14 protein-coding genes are annotated in these 20,532 nt (G+C 72.2%); 9 read left to right on the top strand and 5 right to left on the bottom strand.

Annotated elements, in window-relative coordinates:
• Positions 1 to 63 precede the first annotated feature (63 nt).
• Positions 64 to 1,911: a serine/threonine protein kinase gene (locus ACTWPP_RS00755; protein WP_443102050.1), complete on the top strand. Its 1,848-nt coding sequence runs from the start codon at positions 64 to 66 to the stop codon at positions 1,909 to 1,911.
• Positions 1,912 to 2,104: 193 nt separating this feature from the next.
• Here the strand turns inward: ACTWPP_RS00755 and ACTWPP_RS00750 are convergent, their stop codons facing one another.
• Together ACTWPP_RS00750 and ACTWPP_RS00745 are read right to left on the bottom strand one after the other, a co-directional pair.
• A complete protein-coding gene (locus ACTWPP_RS00750; RefSeq protein ID WP_443102702.1) occupies positions 2,105 to 2,356 on the bottom strand; it encodes a DUF397 domain-containing protein in 252 nt (83 codons plus the stop codon).
• The gene (locus ACTWPP_RS00745) at positions 2,356 to 3,177 is read right to left on the bottom strand and encodes a helix-turn-helix domain-containing protein (protein WP_443102701.1); all 822 of its coding nucleotides are present in this window, start codon (positions 3,175 to 3,177) and stop codon (positions 2,356 to 2,358) included. Before ACTWPP_RS00745 ends, ACTWPP_RS00750 begins: the two co-directional genes overlap by 1 nt.
• A 272-nt stretch (positions 3,178 to 3,449) precedes the next feature.
• Here ACTWPP_RS00745 and ACTWPP_RS00740 point away from each other — a divergent pair, with 272 nt between their 5' ends.
• The 6 genes from ACTWPP_RS00740 (at position 3,450) to ACTWPP_RS00715 (ending at position 10,568) form a co-directional block, all read left to right on the top strand.
• On the top strand, positions 3,450 to 4,067 hold the full coding sequence (locus tag ACTWPP_RS00740) for an ATP-binding protein (RefSeq protein WP_443102049.1): 618 nt from the start codon (positions 3,450 to 3,452) through the stop codon (positions 4,065 to 4,067).
• Positions 4,068 to 4,165: 98 nt separating this feature from the next.
• Positions 4,166 to 4,519: an STAS domain-containing protein gene (locus ACTWPP_RS00735; protein WP_443102048.1), complete on the top strand. Its 354-nt coding sequence runs from the start codon at positions 4,166 to 4,168 to the stop codon at positions 4,517 to 4,519.
• Between the two features lie 315 nt (positions 4,520 to 4,834).
• Positions 4,835 to 6,091 carry a M16 family metallopeptidase gene (locus ACTWPP_RS00730; RefSeq protein WP_443102047.1) on the top strand — a complete coding sequence of 419 codons (1,257 nt, stop codon included), beginning with the start codon at positions 4,835 to 4,837 and terminating at the stop codon, positions 6,089 to 6,091.
• Positions 6,088 to 7,452: a M16 family metallopeptidase gene (locus ACTWPP_RS00725; RefSeq protein WP_443102046.1), complete on the top strand. Its 1,365-nt coding sequence runs from the start codon at positions 6,088 to 6,090 to the stop codon at positions 7,450 to 7,452. Before ACTWPP_RS00730 ends, ACTWPP_RS00725 begins: the two co-directional genes overlap by 4 nt.
• Before the next feature lie 190 nt (positions 7,453 to 7,642).
• Entirely contained in the window at positions 7,643 to 9,391 is a 1,749-nt protein-coding gene (locus ACTWPP_RS00720) for a sporulation protein (protein WP_443102045.1), read from the top strand.
• A gap of 295 nt (positions 9,392 to 9,686) precedes the next feature.
• On the top strand, positions 9,687 to 10,568 hold the full coding sequence (locus ACTWPP_RS00715) for a hypothetical protein (RefSeq protein ID WP_443102044.1): 882 nt from the start codon (positions 9,687 to 9,689) through the stop codon (positions 10,566 to 10,568).
• Here ACTWPP_RS00715 and ACTWPP_RS00710 read toward each other — a convergent pair whose 3' ends face one another.
• The 3 genes from ACTWPP_RS00710 to ACTWPP_RS00700 all read right to left on the bottom strand — a co-directional run bounded on the left by ACTWPP_RS00710 (position 10,569) and on the right by ACTWPP_RS00700 (position 15,979).
• Positions 10,569 to 11,342 (bottom strand): hypothetical protein, encoded by a 774-nt coding sequence (locus ACTWPP_RS00710; protein WP_443102043.1) that lies wholly within the window; start codon positions 11,340 to 11,342, stop codon positions 10,569 to 10,571.
• A 1,139-nt stretch (positions 11,343 to 12,481) separates the two neighbouring features.
• Positions 12,482 to 13,366, bottom strand: a complete 885-nt coding sequence (locus tag ACTWPP_RS00705; RefSeq protein ID WP_443102042.1) for a hypothetical protein — start codon at positions 13,364 to 13,366, stop codon at positions 12,482 to 12,484.
• A gap of 132 nt (positions 13,367 to 13,498) precedes the next feature.
• Positions 13,499 to 15,979, bottom strand: a complete 2,481-nt coding sequence (locus tag ACTWPP_RS00700) for a SpoIIE family protein phosphatase (protein ID WP_443102041.1) — start codon at positions 15,977 to 15,979, stop codon at positions 13,499 to 13,501.
• 253 nt (positions 15,980 to 16,232) lie between these two features.
• Between ACTWPP_RS00700 and ACTWPP_RS00695 the strand changes: the two genes are divergently transcribed.
• Complete coding sequence (locus ACTWPP_RS00695) at positions 16,233 to 19,391, top strand: M14 family zinc carboxypeptidase (protein WP_443102040.1); 3,159 nt, start codon at positions 16,233 to 16,235, stop codon at positions 19,389 to 19,391.
• Between the two features lie 441 nt (positions 19,392 to 19,832).
• On the top strand, positions 19,833 to 20,435 hold the full coding sequence (locus ACTWPP_RS00690; protein ID WP_443102039.1) for a sigma-70 family RNA polymerase sigma factor: 603 nt from the start codon (positions 19,833 to 19,835) through the stop codon (positions 20,433 to 20,435).
• The last annotated feature ends 97 nt before the right edge of the window (positions 20,436 to 20,532 follow it).

Genomic DNA, 20,532 nt, shown 5'->3' with positions numbered 1-20,532 from the left:
ATCTGGCCATAAGCTTGCTGCAATGGCTTGCCGATGAGCCGGAAGTGACGGGGAGCGAGTGGCGTGACGGACAGGACGATGCCGGACGCCCTTCCACTGCGGTCGGGCGATCCGACCGAGCTGGGCGGGTACGAGATCCTGGGCCGCCTGGGCGAAGGCGGCCAGGGGGCGGTCTTCCTGGGCCGCCCCACCGGTGCCGCCCCGACCCTTCCCGCCGCGGACCACGTCGCCATCAAGCTGCTGCACGGCGGGCTCGCCGGGGACGACTCCGCCCGCGCGCGCTTCGTCCGCGAACTCGAAGTCGCCAAGCGCGTGGCGCGGTTCTGCACCGCACAGGTTCTGGACGCCGACGTCGTGGGCGACCAGCCCTACATCGTCAGCGAGTACGTGCCCGGCGTGTCACTGCATCATGTCGTGCGCACCGAGGGCCCGCGCACCGGCGGCGCGCTGGAACGGCTCGCCATCAGCACCCTGACCGCGCTCACCGCGATCCATCAGGCCGGGATCGTCCACCGCGACTTCAAGCCGCACAACGTGATGATGGGGCCGGACGGCCCCCGCGTCATCGACTTCGGCGTGGCGCGCGCGCTGGGCGCGGCCGGTGAGACGCAGAACGTCGGCACCCCCGCGTACATGGCGCCCGAGCACTTCACCGGCGGAGAGGTCAGCACGGCCTCCGACATGTTCGCCTGGGGCACGACCATGGCGTTCGCCGCCACGGGACGTCCCGCGTTCGGCAACGACGAGATGGCCACGGTCATGCACCGGATCCTGACCGGCGAGCCGGACCTCGGCGACCTGCCGAGCCCGATGCGCGAACTCGTCCTGGTGTGCCTGGCCAAGGAGCCCGCGCAGCGCCCCACCGCCCGCGAGGCTCAGGAACGCCTGGTCGGCGCGGCCAGCGGCTCGTCCTCGGCCGCGGCGCCCATCCAGCCGCTGCCCGCGTTCCCCGGAACTCCGGCCGAGACCCCCGGCGCCCAGTACGCGGGCACGCCGCCGAACTCGACGGACCCGCACGCCGCCCCGTCCGCCATGGCCGGTGCGGTGCTGCCGCCCGACCATGCCACGGACCCGTCCGGCGTCAGGCAGCAGACGGCCCCGCAGCCGCCGCCCTACGGCGAGCAGCCGCCCTATGGGCCCCAGCAGCCGCCCGGGGGCCACATGCCCGGGGCGCCTGGCATGCCCCCGCCGGCTCCCCCTGGGCCACCTCAGGCCCATGGGCCGAACGGCAAGAAGCGCGGACTGCTCGTCCCGATCGCGGTGGCCGCCGCAGTGGCGGCCATCATCGCGAGTGGCGCCGTCTGGGCCGCGACGAGGCCGGGCGACGACACGGGCAACAAGAAGCAGACCGTGGCGTCCGACCAGAAACAGGGCGCGCAGGGCGGTTCCGAGTCCGCGAACGGCGCCGGTGGCGAAGCCCAGAGTCCGACGAAGAAGCGGCAGCCGAAGACCGAACAGAGCCAGAACCCCGCGGACCCGAACTCGTCCCAGAAGCCCGGCACACCGCAACAGCCGGGAGCCCCGACACCGACGAAGAGCAGCGGCGGCGGAGGCGGGGGCGGAGGCTCCACGCCCGACAAGGAACCGCCCAACAAGTACAGCCCGCAAGCGGTGTGCAACAGCGGCGGCCATGGAAGCGGCTACTACGTGCAGCGCTCCCTGAGCGTCTCTGGCGGCACCGCCTACCTGCTCTACAACAGCTCCACCTACAACTGCGCCGTCACGATAAAGACGAAGAACGTGGGCACGAAGTCCTCGGTGTCGGTCTGGATCCAGAAGCAGGGCGGCAGCACGATCGCCGACAGCGGACAGTTCGCCTGGTACGCGGGACCGGTGTACGTGAAGGCACCCGGTGCATGCGTCCGGTTCGGCGGCAACGGCCGGTCCGCCCCCTACGGCAACTGCGGCTGACCCTCAAAGAAAAAGGCCACCCTCGCGCCTGGGTGGCCTCTGCTTCTGCTCTGATGGCGGTCGGGTCGACGTTCGGTACACCGGAGCCGACCCGCCGCGATTCGATTGGCCGCCGAGATCTTCGCCCTAGGAACTTCGTCGTCCCCCCTGCGGCGGGTCAAGCGGCGGCTGCTGGCGGTTTTCCTGGGGAGTTTCAGTTACGGGAGGCGATGAGATGATCGAAGTCGCCGTCCTTGGCTCCAAGGATGAGCGCCTCGATCTCGGGGCGGGTGTAGATGAGGGCGGGGCCGTCGGGATGACGAGAGTTGCGCATCGCGACCCGCCCGCCCGGCAGTTCGGCGATTTCAACGCAGTTCCCCTGGGAGTTGCTTCGCCGGGACTTCAGCCACCGCGCCCCTTGGAGGTTGGCGGCCGGCATCCCGTTGTCGTAGTAGTTCTGAAGCATCATGTCTCTCTGAGAAGATCACCGAGAAGCTCGACGGTGCGTTCGGGTGTCGCACTGTCGACGCACAGGCGTTCCATCGCCTGCAGATAGGTGTCGACGTCGTCGCGCTTGTCCAGGTACATCGCGCCGGTGAGGTTCTCGACGTAAACCACGTCCGGCAGGTCCTGCTCGGGAAAGCGCAGGATGGTGAACGCGCCCCCCTCGGCGGCGTGGCCTCCGAACCTGAACGGCATGATCTGGATGGTGACGTTCGGAAGCTTGGACATCTCGATGAGGTGCTCGAACTGGCCCCTCATCACCTCCGGGCCGCCGATGGGACGCTTCAGCGCCCCCTCGTCCACCACCGCCCACAGGCGCGGAGCTTCCGGACCTGTGAGGCGTTCCTGCCGTTGCATGCGGAGTTCCACGCGTTGGTCGATTTCGTGTTCGGCGGCTCCGGCGTTGCCCAGGCGGATCACCGCGCGCGCATACCCCTCCGACTGCAGCAGTCCCGGGACGAACTGCAGTTCATATGTGCGGATCAACGCCGCCGACTCCTCCAGGCCGACATAGGTCTGGAACCAGCCGGGAAGTACGTCGTTGTACCGGTGCCACCATCCGGGGGTGTTGGCCTCCCGCGCAAGCTGCAGCAGCGCCTCGCGTTCTGTCTTGTCGCTGACGCCGTACAACGAGAGCAGGTCGTCCACGTCTCGCTCTTTGAAGCTGACCCGTCCGAGCTCCAGGCGGCTGATCTTCGACTCCGACGCGCGGATGACGTAGCCGGCGTCCTGACGGGTCACACCCTTCTGCTCGCGCAGACGGCGAAGCTGCGACCCGAGCAGGATCCGACGAACCGTCGACCCGCTTCCCGGCGTCTCTGGAGTCACGCCCAACCTCCCGGCTATTCGGCGGACAGCGAACCTAGTGTGCCACTGGCCTCAGCGTCCTGCGGTTACCTCCGATCAGCTCGCGTGCATTCGCGCCACCCCACACCCTCACAACGCGGATGCACGTGCATTGGGCCTTGCATTCGCACGCTACGATGCGCAGGATAACGCACGAGACTTCCGAGCCACGGCTGCACAACGAGATCACTCTGCGGGGTCCGGTTGGAATGACGTCACGCCACGCGCACGACGACACGCGGTGGGAGCTCGGCCCCTTCGTGGGGCCGGCCGATCCGCACGGCCATGCCGGGTGCTCCACGCCCGTCCCGGAGTCGTCCGACCTGCCCCCGCGCCTGGACACGGCCGTGACGGCCCTGACCGAACTGCGCGGCCCGACGGTCTCGTTCACGGTCGAGCCCGATCCGGAATCGGTCACTGAGGCACGCCATTTCGCCGTGTCCCGGCTCACCGAATGGGGCGTGCCCGAACTCGCCGACGATGTCGGTCTCGTCGTCTCCGAACTCGTCACGAACGCATTGCGGCACAGCGGGGGGACGTTCCGCGGCCGGCCGGGCGACGACGTGCACCGCGAGGGCGTGTACGACGACCCGGCCGATCCGCTCGGCTCCGCACCGTCCGCCATCAGGCTGCGGCTCGGCCACCAGGCCCCCTGGCTCCTCTGCGGAATCATGGACGCGAGCCGGGCCGCGCCCCGCCGCAAGGAACCCGACTACATCGCCGAGACGGGCCGCGGCCTCCACCTCGTGGAATCGTTCAGCGTCCGGTGGGGTTGGCGCGCCATCCCGCAGGGCAAGGTCGTCTGGGCCCTGTTCCGTACCCCATGAAGGCCCGGACCGTTCCCGTCCTGCGTAACGACGTGCCATAGGGGTAACAAACGAGTTCCCACTAGTCTCGACGAGACGAGCGGCAGAGAGGAGCACCGGTGGACTTCGCCGTCGAGCATCGCGTCGAAAAGGGCCTCACGGTCGTGAAGATAAGCGGCGAGATCGACGTCTTCACCAGCCCCCGGCTGCGGGAAGCCCTGCTCGAGATCATCGAAAACGGCGGCGCGCAGCTGGTCATCGACCTCGGCGAGGTCACGTTCCTGGACTCCACGGGCCTCGGCGTGCTGGTCGGCATCTACCACCGGCTCCGCGCGCGGGACGGCTCGATGTCGTTCATGGGCGTCAACGACCGGGTACGCCGCGTCTTCCACGTCACCCAGCTCACCAAGATCTTCGTCCTGCACGCTTCCCTGGAGGAAGCCATCGCCGCCCACAACTCCCCGACCACCTGACCCCCCGCCTCCTCCCGAGCACCCCACCGCACCGCCGCCCCTCCAGCGGCCACCGCTCCCAGCGCCCAGGCACCCGCCGTCTTCCGTCCACGGGCGCGTTCTCCGGCACCCGATTCGTTGCGATCTCGTCCTTATACGGCCGGGTTTGGGTTGATTCGCCTCCGCGGGTTATCCACAGTTCGCGGGGGCGCGCCTCCGGCCGCGGGTACCCGGTACGGTGAGACCGAGATCAAGCCCGCCCGCCGCCTGGGCACGTCCCGCCGACGCGTGCGGTGCTGTCCGCCAGCCGACCCATCGAACGGACGGGAGCGCTCCGTGGCAGAACAGCCGCTGCATGAGCACACGCTCGGCAATGGCCTGCGCGTGGTGGTCTGCGAGGACCATGTCGTACCACTGGCCGCCGTGAACATCTGGTACGGGGTGGGCTCACGGCACGAGCGGGCCGGCCGCACCGGGCTCGCGCACCTCTTCGAGCACCTCATGTTCCAGGGCTCGGCGAACGTCGCCGAAGGCGAACACGCCGCGCTGCTGGAGAGCGCCGGCGCGGCGTTCAACGCCAGCACGTCGTTCGAGCGCACGAACTACTACGAGACGGTGCCGGTCAGCCATCTGGAGCTCGCGCTCTGGCTGGAGGCCGACCGGATGGGCACGCTGCCCGCCGCGCTCACCCAGGCCAACCTCGACAACCAGCGCGACGTGGTGAAGAACGAGCGTCGCCAGCGCTACGACAACCAGCCCTACGGGACGGCGTTCGAGCGGCTGTGCGCGTTGACGTTCCCGGAGCGCCACCCCTACGCGCACACCCCGATCGGCTCCATGGAAGACCTGGACGCCACCACGCTCGAAGACTGCGCGGACTTCTTCGCCACCTGGTACGCGCCGGGCAACGCGGTCCTGTCCGTCGTCGGCGACGTCGACCCGGAGAAGACCCTGAACGCGGTGGAGCGTTACTTCGGCGGGCTGCCCACCGGCCCCGAGAAGCCGCCCGCGCGGCCCGGCGACCTCGGGCCGCTGGGCAGTGTCCGCGGGGAGACGCTCGACGAGGACGTCCCGTCCCCCGCCTACTTCGCGATGTTCACGCTCCCCACCGACGGCGGCGACGACGTCGAGGCCGCCGAGCTGGCGGTCGAGATCCTCGGGGGCGGCTCCGGCTCCCGCCTCTACGACCGGATGGTGCGGCGCGACGAGATCGCCACCGAGGTGTGGGCCGGGGTGACGCGGCTGGCGTCCGGCCCGTCCCTGGCGATCGTGGACGCGATCGGACCGGAACCGGACAAGATCGCCGCCGTGCTGGACGAGGAGCTCCGGCGGTTCGCCGAGCACGGCCCGGACGCCGACGAGACCGCCCGCGCCACCGCGCAGGCCGAGCGCGGCTTCCTGGAGCAGACCGAAACCGTCACGGGCCTGGCCAACGCCCTGTCGCAGAACGCCACGCAGTTCGACGACCCGGCCCGCGTCTTCACCGCCCCCGGCCGCGCCGCCGCGGTGACCGGCGACGCGATCAAGGAGATGGCGGGCCGCTGGCTGGCGCCGGGCGCCCGCACCGCCCTGACCTACGGAGGCACCTCGTGAGCAGCGGCCTGGACCTGCAGCCCCGTCCCGTCCCCGGGCCCGTCCCGGCCTGGGCCTTCCCGGCCGGCACCGCGGGGCGTGTCCCGGCCGGCCCGGCGACGCTCCGCTGCCACCTGCCGGGACGCCGTCTCGCCGCGGTCCGGCTCGTCCTGCACGCGGGCGCGGGCCGTGAGCCGTCCGGTCTCGACGGCGTCGCGACGCTGGCGGCGCACGCGCTGACGGAGGGCACCGAGCCGGGCGGCGGCACCGCGCTGACCGCCGCGTTCGAGCGGCTCGGCGCCAGTTTCTTCGCGCACGCCGACCTGACCGCCCTGCGGATCGCGCTCGACGTCCCGACCACGCGGCTCGGCGCGGCCCTCGAACTGTTCTCCACGGTCGTGCGGCGGCCGGCGCTGGACGACTCCGACGTGCGGCGCCTCGTCCGCGAACGCCTGGAGGAGATCGCGCAGGAGGACGCCGACCCGGGATCGCGCGCCATGCGCGAACTGCGCGCCGTGATGTTCCCCGCCGACGCCCGCGCGTCCCGCCCGACCGGCGGCACCCGCACCTCGGTCGGCGCGCTCCAGGGTTCGGACGTCCGCGGCTTCTACGGCTCCGTGGTGCCCGCTGAGGCCACCGCGGTCGTCGCCGGTGATCTTTCCGGGGTGGACGCCGACGCGGCGCTCACCGCCGCTCTGGAAGGCTGGTCCGGTAGCCGCGAGCCGCTGCCGACCGCCGACCGGGTCCTGCCGGAGTCGGCCCCCCGGATCGTCGTCGTCGACCGTCCGGGCTCGGTGCAGACGTACCTCAGCTTCGGGCACGGCGTCCCCGACCGCTCCCACCACGACTGGCCGTCCCTCGCGGTCGCGTCGCACGTGCTCGGCGGCGGGCTCACGTCCCGGCTCAACGCGGTGCTGCGCGAGGAGAAGGGCTACACCTACGGCATGCGCGCGGGTCTGCTGCGGATGCGGCACTGCGGCCTGTTCATCGCGCAGGGCGCCGTCCACACCGAGGTCACCGCCGACGCCGTCGCCGACGCGCTGACCGAACTGCGCGGCATCGTGTCCCGGGGCATCGACGCCGACGAGCACGGTTCGTCCGTCCGCGCGCTGGCCGACCGGGCGCCCGCCGAGTACGAGACGGCCCGCTCCGTCGCCGCCGAACTCGCCGACGTGTCCGCCAGCGGCCTGGGCGCCGACTACCCGAGCGCCTACCTGGCCGCCGTACGCGCCTCCACCCCGGACGGCGTCGCCCGCGCCTACCGCAAGCACATCGACCCGGAGGCGCTGACCGTCATCGCCGTCGGGGACGCCGCGCAGATCCGCGAACCGCTGGAGAAGCTCGGCTACGCCACCGTCACCGTCACCGCCAAGGAGGAATGAGGCCTCCGGCCCACTCCTGAGCAAACCGGCGAGGTGCGAACTTCGTATCACGCCGGAGGAAAAGCCTCGGTATTCCGCTTCGCGGTGTGAACCGATGGCATGGTGGAGTAGGTCTAACTCGCGTCGGCCACAATGCGCGGGCTGACTGATGCGGGGAAACGTCCTCGCCGTCGGGAGAGGGGAACGGCCGTTGTCCTACGGGCAGATGGCGGGCGGCGGACCGTCCGTTGACACGATCCTGTCGGAGCCGAACTGCAAACCCGGCGGGGTCGTGGCGGGCAAGGTGCATCTGCGCGGCGGCGCCCAGGCCGTGGAGATCCGGCACGTGACGCTGGCGCTCATGCCGCGCATGCAGAACGGCTATGGCGGTGAGACGGCCGGGCCCGAGGTGTACCGGGGCGCCCTGACACGCGGTTTCCGGCTGGATCCCGCGCAGCAGCGCGACCTGGCGTTCTCCATCCCGCTGCCGTACGAGCTGCCGTTCACCACCGTGCTCGGCCACGAGCTCCCCGGCTTCACCATCGGGATGTGCACCGAGGTCGACGCGGCCGGCCAGCCCGACCCCGGCGACGTCGACCCGATCTCCGTCGAGCCGCTGGAGTCCCAGCAGTGGGTGCTCGCCGCGATCGCCCGGCTCGGCTTCCAGATCTCGAACGTGACGTTCGAGGCGTCCAAGCTGCGGGGCGTCTCCCAGCAGCTGCCGTTCCACCAGGAGATGCACCTCAACCCGCCGACGTCGTACCAGGGCCGGATCGACAAGGTCGGGCTGAGCTTCGTGGCCAGCCCCCGCAGCATGGCGTTCGTGCTCCGCGCCGAGGACCGCGACGCCCCGTCGGACGAGTCGTTCGGCGTCTTCCAGGTCCCGCACGCCGAGGCCGCCGAAACCGACTGGAACACCAAGATCAGCCAGTGGCTGGACGCCGCGGTCGCGTTGCCTCGCTCGTCCCGCCCCGGCTCCGCCCACGGCAGCCCCCCACCCCCTCCCGGCCAAGCGCCGTCCACTCCGGGCCAGATGACACCGCCCCCCGGTCAGATAACACCGCCTCCGGGCCAGGCTCCGCTGCCCCCTCCCGGCGGCCCCTCGACCTTCCCGCCACCGCCGCCGTCACCGGCGCAGCCCGCCGCCGCGTCCTACGGAGGCCCCGGCGAGTACGGCCGCCCGGGCAACGCGCAGTTCCCGCCGCCCGCACCCTCCCCCGGCCAGGCGCCCGCCCCCATGCGGAGTCCCGGCCACGGTCACGTGCCGCCCCCACCCGGTCCCGCCTACCCGCCGGGCCCGTCGCAGACCCCTCCGCCACCACCCGGCGGCGGCCCCGGCCACGCACCGGGAGGCCCGGCCTTCCCGCCGCCCCCTCCGGGCGCTCCGCCCGCCCACTCACCCATGCCGGGCCACAGCGCCCCGCCGCCGCCTCCCGGCCACACCCCACCCGGGCCGGTACCGCCCGGCGCCGCACCGTACCCGCCGCCGCACCACACCGGGCCGCCGCCACCCGCCCCGCCGGGCCCGGCGCCGTACCCGCCCGCGCCCCACGGCCAGCCGGGCCCGCCGCCCGCGCACGTCCATCACGGCTCCCCCGGCTACCACGGGCACCATGGGCACCGCGGCTACGGCGGCTACGGAGCCGCCGCGGCCGGTGTCGTCGGCGGAGCCGCCGCGGTCGGCGCCGCCGGAGTCGCGGGCGGCATGGCCGTCGGCTCGATGGGCGACGCGGCCGGATACGCGCAGAACGTCGCCGGCTACGTCGCGGGCGCACCCGTGGACGCGTTCGGCAACGCGATCGCCGGCTACGCGGGCCAGGCAGCCGGCGACATCGCCGGCAACATGGTCGCGGACGCCGCAGGCGGCGTCGCCGGCGACATGGCGGGCAACGTGGCGGGAGAGATCGCGGGCGGCGCCGCCGAAGTCCTCGGCGGCCTGCTGGGCGGCCTGTTCGGCTGACCCATCCCCACACCCGCGGCACCCCGGGACCGCCACCGACCCGCCGCGGCTCGCCCACCAGCCGAACCCGCCCGCGTCCCCGCGTCCGCCTCATCGCGGGTCCGAACGTGCCCGCGTGCGCGACCGGGCCCGGCCCCCGGCATCCGCGTCGCGACATCGACTGACAAGGCGGGCGGCGGTGCCCCTGCGGGCCATGGGAAATGCCAGGCCTTTTGGACGAGATCCGCCGCGTCCTCCGCCAACACGGCCGCGGATGGTTATCGTCGAAAGCGCAGCCCGCCTTCCGAGGAGTCACATGACCACCGTGATCCTGGTCCTGCTCTGCCTTGCGATCGCCGGACGGGAGTTCTACCTGGCGTCCGACAAGCGGCTCCCCCGCGCGCAGGCGGAACTGCGTGACCTGCGCAACCAGCTGTCCGAACTCGCGCGGCGGCACGAGGCGCTCAGGACGGTGGTCGATGAGGCGACCGAGCCCGCCGGCATCACGATCCCGCCGCCGCAGCCCGAGAGCCCGCCCGCCGACGTCCTCGACAGGCTGGAGTCCGTCACCGGCCGGGTGGACCGGCTGGAGAAACAGCTCGGCGACATCTCCGAGGAACTGGCGGGCGTCGACCTCGACCGCGACGCCCAGCGCGCCCTGGCCCGTTCGCTGGACGCGGTGGAGCAGGACGTCCTGGATCTGCATCGGGAGATGCTGGACCGTCTCGACCGCGACGAGGGCGTCGTCACCGGCGTCCTGCTCAGCGAGGAGGGTGAGGCCGAGGCGCTGCTCGCCGACGCGTACGAGCGGTGCGCCGCCGAGTACGGGCTGCGGGCCCGTGTCCGCGACCGGCGTTCCGCGCAGGCCACGGGCACCTACCGGGGGACGGTGTACTACCTTTCGGGGCGGCGCCCGGAGGTGCTCGCCGAGGACATGTTCACCTACGTCCGCGGCCTGTACGACCCGCGGGACTCGTCCGCCCTGAGCGCGCTGCTCACCGAGCTGGCGGCGCTGCGCGGCGGCGGCGTCGTGCAGTTCGGCCCGTTCACCGCGGTCAGCACGCAGAGCGCCCTGGTCTGCGGCGTCCTCCCGGAGGAGAGCACGCCGCCGACCGAGCCCTGGCAGCTCGTGGATCATCTCCGCGAGCTTTCGCCCGACCGGCAGAGCGACCTGTCCTGGCTGCGCTCCGACGACTGATCAGGGCCGGACGAACCGCGGCGCGCCCTCCGTCCGGTCCACGCGGAACGCCAGCAGGCACCGGGGCACCCGGGCCGCGTCGATCTGCAGGCACAGCCCGAGCCCGAGGTCGGGGTCGACGAGGACGACACGCCGCAGTGCCCACAGCGCCCGGCGGACCCGGGCCCGTGTCTCCGGACGCGCCGCCTCGTGCAGGGTTCCCGTGACCACCTGGCCCGCGTACCGCCACAGGGCGGCCGAGTCCAGCACCCGCACGCCCGCGGACGTGAGGTTCACGACGATCACGACGCCGCTGTCGTCGTCCTCCGCCACCGGCGGCACCGGCAGCGCACCCTCCCCCGGCAGGTCGCGCGGCGCCCGCGGACCGCCCACGGCACGGTGGTACCGCAGCGGATCGAGGGTGTCGATGACGAACGCCCCCGCGTAGGGCCGTGACGCGCGGGGACGCCCGGGCCGTTCCCGGATCGGTGTCCGCGCGGTCCGCGCGCCCAGGTGGGCGCTGAGGTCGAACACCATCCCGGCGTCGTCGAGCCACGCCGGAACCCCGAGCTTGGCCGCGGCCTTCCGGTCGAGGGCGTCCATCGTCCGCCACAGCTCATCGGTGCGGCGGGAGAGCGTCGCCGCCATCCCCAGCCCGGGGAAGGCCCCCTCCAGCACCGCGAGCGTCGCCCGCCACGTGGTGCTCCCCACGAACTCGGCCACGAACGCGTCCGCGAGCGACTTGCGGCGCCCCGGATCCGCCATCGGCCCCGGCCGCACCGGCGGCGCCGCCACGTCCGGCTTCGTCCGCGACGGCGGCTCGGCCGACAGCCCCTTACCCGGCAGGAAAGGCTTGTCGCCGGTGCGCTCATGCCGCCCGGCCGGTGATTCACGCCGCCCGGCCAGCGGGTCGTGCGGCGCCCACGCCGGGGATGGCTCTGGCCCGGGGGTGCCCGGCTGCGGCGCGGTGCCCGGCTCGCGCGACCGCCAGGTGGCGGGCGGCTCGGACGGCGGGGTGCCCGGTGTGGAACCGGGCGGCGCACCACCGGCGTCCGACGGCGGCTCGCCGGAAGACGGGCCGCCGGCTGTCCATGCAGGCGGCGTCCCGGACTCCGGCGAAGTCCCGCCTGAAGGCGCCTCGGGCTCGCGCGGCCGCCATGGTGCGGTCGGTTCGGGCGGCGGCCCGGCTTCTGGCCGGGCGGGCGGGACGTGCGGTTCCCAGGACGGGGGCGACTCGGGCCGCGGGGCGCCTGACGGAGCGCCACCCGAGGTCGGACCGGGCTGCGGCGCGACGCCGGGCTCACGCGGCCGCCAGGCGGCGGCCGACTCGGATGGCCGAGCAACGCCGGCTGAGGGGCCGGCCGCGGCGGCCGGTGGGGCGGGTGGAGCAGTGGTCTCGGGAGGGCCGGGTTCGGTGGCCGGTGGGGTGGGGGGTTGCCAGGACGGAGGTGGCTCGGGCCGTGGAGGTCCCGCTTGGGCGGGGGGTTGGTCTGTGGGCGCGTGTGGTGTCCATGGCGCGGACGACTCGGGCCGCGGGCGTCTGGGTTGTGACGGGGGCGTCGGCGTGTCAGCAGGTCGGCGGCGGGGGGACGGAGCGGTGCCGGGAGCGCGTCGGAGGGGCTCGGGTGGCGGGGCGCCCGATGGGGGTGTTGCGCCGGGGGGAGGGGCCGGCTGGTGGGGGGTCCAAGGCGGGTCGTTCGCGGGGGCCTCCTCCGGGGGTTGGACGGGGACCCAGTCGGAGGGGGGCTGATCTTCCTGGGGGGCGGAGCTTCTGCCCGCCACGTGGACGTCTTCCGGGTAGGGGCCGGGACGCGGCCGGGGGGCGGCGTCTCCGGGCTCCGGGGGGCCGGGGTCCTCGGGTTCGGGGCTTGGACGGTCGCGCGGGCCGAATCTCACTTGTCGATCCTGCGCTCAGATCAAGATCATCGGCAAGGTCATCGGTGGCTTTCGGGCGTGCCGAAGAGGGCGGCGCACAGGGATTCGAGGCGGTCCGGGCCGTCCTCGGCGGGCCGCACGGTGAGGACGGGGGTCTCGCCGGTGTCGAGGCGCAGGCGGACCGACACCTCCCGCCGCATCGGCTCGTCGGTGCCCTGAGCGGCGGCGATGTCCCGCAGCCCCACGGAGACGATCTCGGGGATGTCGACGACGAGGGGCTGTTCACCGGCGGGGAGTTCGTCCAGCCAGAGGTCGAGGACGCGGCGGGCGAGGCCGTTGAGGAGGCGTCCCCACGGTTCCACGAGCGCGGGCGGAACATTTTCGGTCTGCAGTTCGGGGAGCCCGAATCTGGCCAGGCCCTTGGTGGTGAAGAAGAAGCCGCGCGGGCCCGAGGTGTGCGGGAGCAGCATCCAGTCGGTGAGCCGGAAGGCGCCGTCCGGGCCGGGGAGGGAACGTTCGATGTGGCCGGCGGGGAGCACCCGCGGGGTGAAGACGTCGATCACGGGGGCGGTCAGCGCGGCCCCGACGGCGCCGGCGACGGCGCGGGCGGACCATTCGTGCGCGGGTGGGCGGCCGGGACGGTACGCGGCGCTGACGGCGAGCAGGTGCGCGGCGCCGGCGATGGCGGTGAGGTCGGACGGATCGGCCCCGTAGGCGGCGAGGAGTTCGCCGGGCAGCGGCGGGAAGTCGCCGGCGGGACGCTGGTCGAGGGTGAGCATGGGGCTGTCGAGCATGCCGAGGACCAGGTCGCGGAGGGGCGGCCGGGTGCGTCGCGTCACCTCGTCGTGGGACAGTCCGGCCGGGTCGGCGATCGGCGTGGGGAGCGCCACGGCGTAAGTGCCGTAGAGCGTCTCCGGGACCGGCAGCGTCAGATTCTGCCCCAACTGGTTCCCCCGGTGGCCTCGATGGACGAAAGGGCTCTCCATCGATCAGAGCCGACGGGAACGGTGGAAACCATCCATCGCAACGGGACATTTACCTCACAAGGCCGCGATGCGGGCCCATGACCACGCACATCAGCGCGGCAGCGGATGTTCGAACCAGACGACCTTTCCCCGCTCGGTGCGGTGCGTTCCCCAGCGCGCGGCGAGGTGGCTGACGAGCTGGAGTCCGCGGCCCGACTCGTCGGTGGCGTCGGCGTTTCGGAGGCGGGGCAGGTCGGCGCCGTCGTCGTAGACCTCGCAGAGCAGGCTCCCGCCCTTGATCACTCGGAGTCCCATGGATCCGGCGCCGTGCACGAGGGCGTTGGTGACGAGTTCGCTGACGAGCAGTTCGACGGTGTCGGCGAGCGGTTCGAGGCGCCAGTCGGCGAGCCGGCCGGCGACCTGCGTCCGGATCCAGGGGACGGTGCTCGGCCGCGGTTCCAGCCGTTCCCAGACGGAGACGTCGTCCTTCGGGATCCCGTCGAACCCGACCGCCACGATGGCGATGTCGTCGGCGGGGGTGGACGCGGCGAGGGTGTCGAGCAGGGTGTCGCAGGTGCCGTCGAGATCGGCCGTCGCCCCGGTGAGCCGGCCGCGCAGTTCCTCCAGCCCCTGTTCGACGTCGCGGTCGCGGCGCTCCAGGAGGCCGTCGGTGCACAGGATGAGCTGCGACCCGTCCTCGACCTGCACCTCGACCGCCTCGAACGGCTCGCCGCCGACGCCGATGGGCACACCGGACGGGACGGTCAGGATGCGGCTTTCGCCGTAGGCCGACACCAGGACGGGCGGGACGTGCCCGGCGTTGGCGAGGGTGCATCTCCGTTCGACGGGGTCGTACACGGCGTACAGGCAGGTGGCGAGGTAGTCCTCGCCGAGCCGGCGGGCGAGGCCGTCGAGCTGGCGCAGGAGCCGCGCGGGCCGCATGTCCTCGGCGGCGAGGGTGCGGACGGCGGTGCGCATCTGCCCCATGATCGCCGCTGAGGTGAGGCCGTGGCCCATGACGTCGCCGACGACGATGCCGAGCCGGCAGCCGGGCAGCGGGATGGCGTCGAACCAGTCGCCGCCGACGTTGACGGCCTGTTCGGCGGGCCGGTAGCGGTAGCGGACGCGCGCGCCCGCGACGTCCGGCGGATCGTCGGGCAGCATGCTGTGCTGCAGTTCCTCGGCGACCTGCACCTCGCGCCGGTACAGCCGGCCGTTGTCGATGCACAGCGCGGCGCGGCGGGCCAGTTCGTCGACCATGGCGAGGTCGAGTTCGCCGAATCCGGGACGGTCCGGTTTGCGGATCAGTTTGAACGTCCCGAGCACCCGGCCCCGGGCGATCAGCGGGACGATCAGCAGCGCCCGGCCGGTGAACAGCGGCCGCAGGTCGCGGGCGCCGAAGGAGGCGGCGATCTCGGCGGCCCGCCGGGGGCCGACGTGCGGGATGTGGACGGGACGCCCGGTCCGCATGGCCTGCACGAACGGCGAGGAGGACGACAGGAGCAGCGCCTCCCCTTCGGGGACGAGGTCGTCCCAGCGTCCGGACTCGTCGTTGTGGACGACCGCGACGCGGCGCATCTGCGTGGTCTCGTCGATCTCGTCGACGGGTGGCGCCGAGTCGGCGACGACGCGTTCGAGCAGTTCGATGGCGGCGAAGTCGGCGAGCCGCGGGACCAGCACCTCGGCGAGCTTCCTGGCGGCCTGCAGGTGGTCGAGCGAGCTGCCGATCTGCTGGCCGGCCTCGCCGAGGTAGGTCAGCGGCTCCCGGACGGCCATGGTCTCCCAGCCCTTGTCGGTGCCCGGGGGCGCGTGGGGCGCGGCCGGGCGCGATGCATGGGGCGGGCGGATCCAGTCGTCCTCCCGGTGCGGGCGGACCTCCTCGGGCGGAGCGGGTTCGGGCCTGGGCGCCGGGGCCGGTACGGGGCGGGGCGGCGGGGCGGTCTCGGGCCGGGGCGGCGGGACGGGCCGCGCGTCCATGTGCGGGACGATCGGCAGCCGGACGGTCAGCCCGAGCGAGACCGCCGGGCAGCCGAGGTCGAGCACCCGCGCGGCGATCTCCTCGGCCGCGGCCGGTTCCATCGCGGGCAGCAGGTCGGCGAGCCGGGCGGCGAACGGGCCGGAGGCGGGCCCCGGCGAGGTGGCCAGCGCGGGCTCGACCCGCAGCAGCCGTGCCCCGGCGGCGCGCCGGGCGGTGCCGTCGGGCGGCGCGACGGGCAGGTCGCCCATGGTGACGCCGGGGCCGTCCTCGCGGAGCCGGCGCATGTCGGCGGCCAGCGCCAGGACCCGGACGTCCTGGCCGCCGGGGTCGGGCCCGATCGGGTAGACCCACCAGCCGACCTCGGTGGGTTCGCCGTTGTCGACGCGCGGCAGGGTGCAGGCTCCGCACCAGACGTGGCCGAAGACCTCCGGCTCGAAGGCGCCGCGGTGTTCGCGCGGGAGCCGCAGCAGCGAAGCGGGCGGCCGGCCCACGGCCTGGTGCCGTCCGGCGCCGAACAGCCGGGCGGCGGTGTCGTCCCAGTGACTGATGCGGCCGCGCCCGTTCAGGGTGATGGCGGTCATCCGCGCCACACCCAGCAGCTCGTCGACGACCATCTGGTCCCCCTCCCCGGAGCGAAGGACGCTCGGCGCTCTCGGCGACTCCTGGTAAAGGGAACGTTACCTGGCGTAAGAAGATCACGCTGGCGGTCTGGGGAAGTCGGTCCGGCCGGAGGGCGGAAGCACACACGGACGCGGCCGCCAAGCCGGTGACCGAATGCGGCATAGGTCCCTAATGCCCCATTGACACCCATCATTCCCCGGCAGACGATCACGCAACCCCCGTTCGTGATCCCTGCAGGGAGGCGCAATGCCGCGCACACTGTTCCGGCATCGAAGACTCACCCCCATCCTCGCTGCCGCCGCGCTCCTGATCGGAACGCTGGCGGCGCCCCCCGCCGCCGCCGCCCCCGGCCCCGCGTCCCCCGGCGCGGCCGTGAGCGTCTACACCGCCGAGCTGAACACCGCCCAGGTCGAGCTGCTGAACGGTTCCGGCCTCGACCACGAGGACGTCCGTGTCACCAAGGGCGCGAAGAAGGGCACCGTCCGCGTCGAGGCCGTGATGAGCGCACCCCAGGCCGCCGCGCTCAACAGTCAGGGCCTCGGCCTTACGGTGAAGGCCGGCGGCCAGGACGCCCGCGCGCGCACGAAGGCCGCCGCCGACGGCGTGTTCCGCCCCTACAGCGGCCCCGGGAACATCCGCGAGGAACTCCTCAAGGTCGCCTCCGACAACCCCTCCATCGCGACCGCCGTGGACATCGGCAAGAGCGGCGAGGGCCGGCCGATCACCGCCGTCAAGGTCACCAAGGACGACGGCAAGGACGACAGGGGACGGCACAAGCGCCACAAGAAGCCCGTCGTCGTCTACCAGGCGGCCCAGCACGCCCGCGAGTGGATCACCCCCGAGATGGTGCGCCGGCTGCTGCACCACTACGTCGGCGGGTACGGCGCGAACGCCGAGATCACCAAGATCATCGACACGACCGAGCTGTGGTTCATCCCGGTCGTCAACGTCGACGGGTACGACCTGACGTTCGAGGACGGGTTCCGGCTCTGGCGCAAGAACACCCGGGACAACAACGGCGACGGCCAGATCACCGGCGTCGACGGCGTCGACCTGAACCGCAACTTCCCCTACAAGTGGGGCTACGACAACGAGGGGTCCTCGGACCAGCCCTCCAACCAGACCTACCGGGGCCCGTCGCCCGCCTCCGAGCCGGAGACCCGGGTGCAGACGGAGCTCTACAAGAAGCTCCGCCCCGCCTACCTGATCAACTACCACTCGGCCGCGGAGCTGCTGCTGTACGGCGTGGGGTGGCAGACCCTGACCCACAGCCCGGACGACGTGATCCATGAGGCGCTGCTGGGCGACATCGACAACCCGGCCGTCCCTGGCTACACGCCGCAGCTGGGCGCCCAGCTCTACACCACCAACGGCGACACCGACGGCCAGGCCGACAATGTGCACGGCGCCCTGGCGATCACGCCGGAGATGGCGACCTGCGCCTCGGCCGCGGAGTCCGACCCGGACGACGAGTGGGAGCCCGGCGACTGCGGCAGCGGCTTCGAGTTCCCGGACGACGAGACGCTCATCCAGAAGGAGTTCGAGAAGAACATCCCGCTCGCCCTGTCCGCCGCCAAGTCGGCGGACAACCCGGACGAGCCCGTGTCCCCCGTCGGACGCACCGCCCCCGCCTTCAAGACCGACGCGTTCGGCACGTCCTACGGCCACTCGCAGGAAGTGGCCTCGGTGATCCGCAGGTCACTGCGCCACAAGACGCTCAACTACCGGATCAACGGAGGGCGTGCGCACAGCGACCGGGTGCGCGAGTGGCGCGGCGGTGAGCGGTACGGCGACGAGAACGACACCTACTACGGAGAGTTCCGCGGGGAGGTCAAGCGGCAGCGGCCCGGCGACGAGGTCGAGGTGTGGTTCACCGGCTGGGAGGGCCGGAAGCGCGTCGAGAGCGAACACTTCACCTACACCGTTCGCGACCAGAACAGGGCGGACGTCCTGGTCATCGCGGACGAGGACTACACCGGCGTCAACCCGACCTACCCACCCGGGACGGACAGGCCCCGGTACGCCGAGCAGTACGCCGATCTCGTCAAGGCGGCCAGGCACAAGCCGCTCATTTGGGACATCGACAAGGACGGCGTCCCGCACGACCTCGGCGTCCTGAAGCACTTCAAGGCCGTCGTCTGGTACCTGGGCGACAACCGCCTCACCCAGGACGAGGCCGACGAGCCCCTGCGGACCGTCATCGGCGACTACCCCGACTCACAGGTGGCCGACCGGGCGAAGGACCTGCTCCTGAACGTCCGCTCGTACCTCAACGAGGGCGGGAAACTCGTCCACACCGGCGAGACGACCGGATACTACGGACCGCTCAGCCAGGCGAACGGCGGCGGCATCTACTACGGCCTGAAGGGTCATCCGGAGCAGCCGTGCGTGATCACCACGAGCTTCCGTGACGACTGCGAACTGCTGTCGGACGACTTCTTCCAGTACTACCTGGGCGCGTACGACAGGCAGCGCATCGGGGCCCCGACGGAGTTCACCGGTACGAAGTGGCCGTTCAACGACGTCACGGCGGGACTCCCCGGAACCGCGACCAACCCGCTGAACGAGACGAGCGGTTTCCAGGTCACCTCCACCGTGCTGCCCAAGGACGACTTCCCGCAGTTCAACAGCTGGAAGCTCGGCGACTACGCGGGCGCCGCCGCGCCCACCGAACCCGTCGAGGGCGAGTGGTACGTCGCCGGACCCCACCAGGACTCCACATGGCGGCGCCTGACCCGGACGATCGACCTGTCCGAGGTCACCGCCGCGCAGGCCCCGGCCCTGCAGGCCCAGCTCTCCTACAGCACCGAGACGGGCTTCGACAACATCATCATCGAAGCGCACACCGCCGGCGGCGACGACTGGACCACCCTGCCCGAGAAGAACGGGCGGACGACCACGACCGTCCCGGAACAGTGCGAGCAGGGCTACTACCTCGACATGCACCCGTTCCTCAACCACTACCTCACTGGAGGCAACCCCTGCGGCAACACCGGATCGTCCGGTGAGTGGAACGCCCTCACGGGCAACTCCAACGGCTGGGTTCCCGTCGCGTTCGACCTGTCCGACTACGCGGGCAAGCAGGTCGAGGTGTCCATCTCCTACGTGAGCGACCCCTTCACCGGCGGAACCGGGCTGTTCATCGACGACACCAGGCTCACCACGTCCGGCGGTGAGATCGACGCCGAGGGCTTCGAAACCGGCCTCGGCCCCTGGGCCATCCAGGGCGCCCCCGAAGGAAGCCCCGGCAACGCCGAAGAACTCGTCCGCGCACAGGCCCTGATCGACTCCGTCTCGTCGGTCGCGACCAGGGACAGCATCCTGTTCGGCTTCGGGCTTGAGCAGGCGGACCCCGCAGACCGGCGGGCCCTGATGGCCAGGGCCCTGAGACACCTGATCCGCTGACCGTCCCGTCCCCGGGAGCCCCGGTCGCGCCGGGCTCCCGGGGACCCTCATGTCCCCGCCGGCTCCCATCGGCCCATACCGCTCGATCATCACTGGCGGGGACGACACGCCACGGGGTGTGACGGACGACACTCGGCCGCACGCAACCATTTGGACCCTTCCAGGCGTCTTACATAGCAGGAAGACCACCGACGGGTGGGAAGCGCCTGATCGAGCTTGGCCCGCGACGTCCCGGATGACGGGGTCGCCCTGGCATCGCTGACCCGCGCACACCCCTTGGCCCACCCTCCATGCGCGGCCGAGAACCCTCCGAACCCGTCGGGAACGGTGGCACGTACCACTTGAACGGGGGGCGGTTCGTCCGCCCGGTCCGCGCGTGCCCCCGAACACGCGCCAGCAACCGGCCCTTTCTCGCTGGGCCACTACCTACGGGGAGCGACGATGACCGCTGTGACCACGCCTGTCCGCCGCAACGCGAGCCGCGACGCGGGCGGCGCCGCGACAGCCGACAACACGCGGCGCTACGAGCGCGACGTCCTGCCGCTCGCCGACCCGCTGTACGCCAGCGCCGTCCGCATGACCCGCAACACCGCCGACGCCGAAGACCTCGTCCAGGAGACCCTGGCCAAGGCCTACGTGAACTTCCACCAGTTCCAGGAAGGCACGAACCTCAAGGCGTGGCTGCACCGCATCCTCACCAACAACTTCATCAACACCTACCGCAAGAAGCAGCGCGAGCCCCAGCGCGCCGGCTCCGAGGAGCTGGAGGAGTGGCAGATCGCGCGGACCGAGGCGCACTCGTCCGGTTTCCGGTCCGCCGAGTCCGAGGCGCTCGACCGCATCCCCGACTCCGAGGTCATCACCGCCCTGCGCGCCCTGCCGAAGGACTTCCGGGACGCCGTCTACCTCGCCGACGTCGAGGGCTACGCCTACAAGGAGATCGCCGAGATGATGGGCACGCCCATCGGCACGGTCATGTCCCGCCTGCACCGAGGCCGCAAGCAGCTCCGCGAAGCCCTCTCCGACCACGTGCTCGCCGCATAGCCGTCCGGACTCGATCCCGCAGTTGCCCCGTGACTGCGGGATCGGCCATTTTCCTGCACGATCAGTTACTTTGCGGATACTCTGAGAGATTGTCGAT

Source organism: Actinomadura sp. 3N407, assembly GCF_052245875.1.
Taxonomy (GTDB): Bacteria; Actinomycetota; Actinomycetes; order Streptosporangiales; family Streptosporangiaceae; genus Spirillospora.
Note: the sequence above shows the minus strand (reverse complement) of the source record. Positions and strands in the feature narration are given on the sequence as shown.

Bases quoted from the DNA above. Each gene is read 5' to 3' on its own strand.
- ACTWPP_RS00695 (WP_443102040.1), top strand. From the start codon at position 16,233: ATGCCGCGCACACTGTTCCGGCATCGAAGACTCACCCCCATCCTCGCT.
- ACTWPP_RS00715 (WP_443102044.1), top strand. From the start codon at position 9,687: ATGACCACCGTGATCCTGGTCCTGCTCTGCCTTGCGATCGCCGGACGG.
- ACTWPP_RS00750 (WP_443102702.1), bottom strand. From the start codon at position 2,356: ATGCTTCAGAACTACTACGACAACGGGATGCCGGCCGCCAACCTCCAA.
- ACTWPP_RS00690 (WP_443102039.1), top strand. From the start codon at position 19,833: ATGACCGCTGTGACCACGCCTGTCCGCCGCAACGCGAGCCGCGACGCG.
- ACTWPP_RS00740 (WP_443102049.1), top strand. From the start codon at position 3,450: ATGACGTCACGCCACGCGCACGACGACACGCGGTGGGAGCTCGGCCCC.
- ACTWPP_RS00700 (WP_443102041.1), bottom strand. From the start codon at position 15,979: ATGGTCGTCGACGAGCTGCTGGGTGTGGCGCGGATGACCGCCATCACC.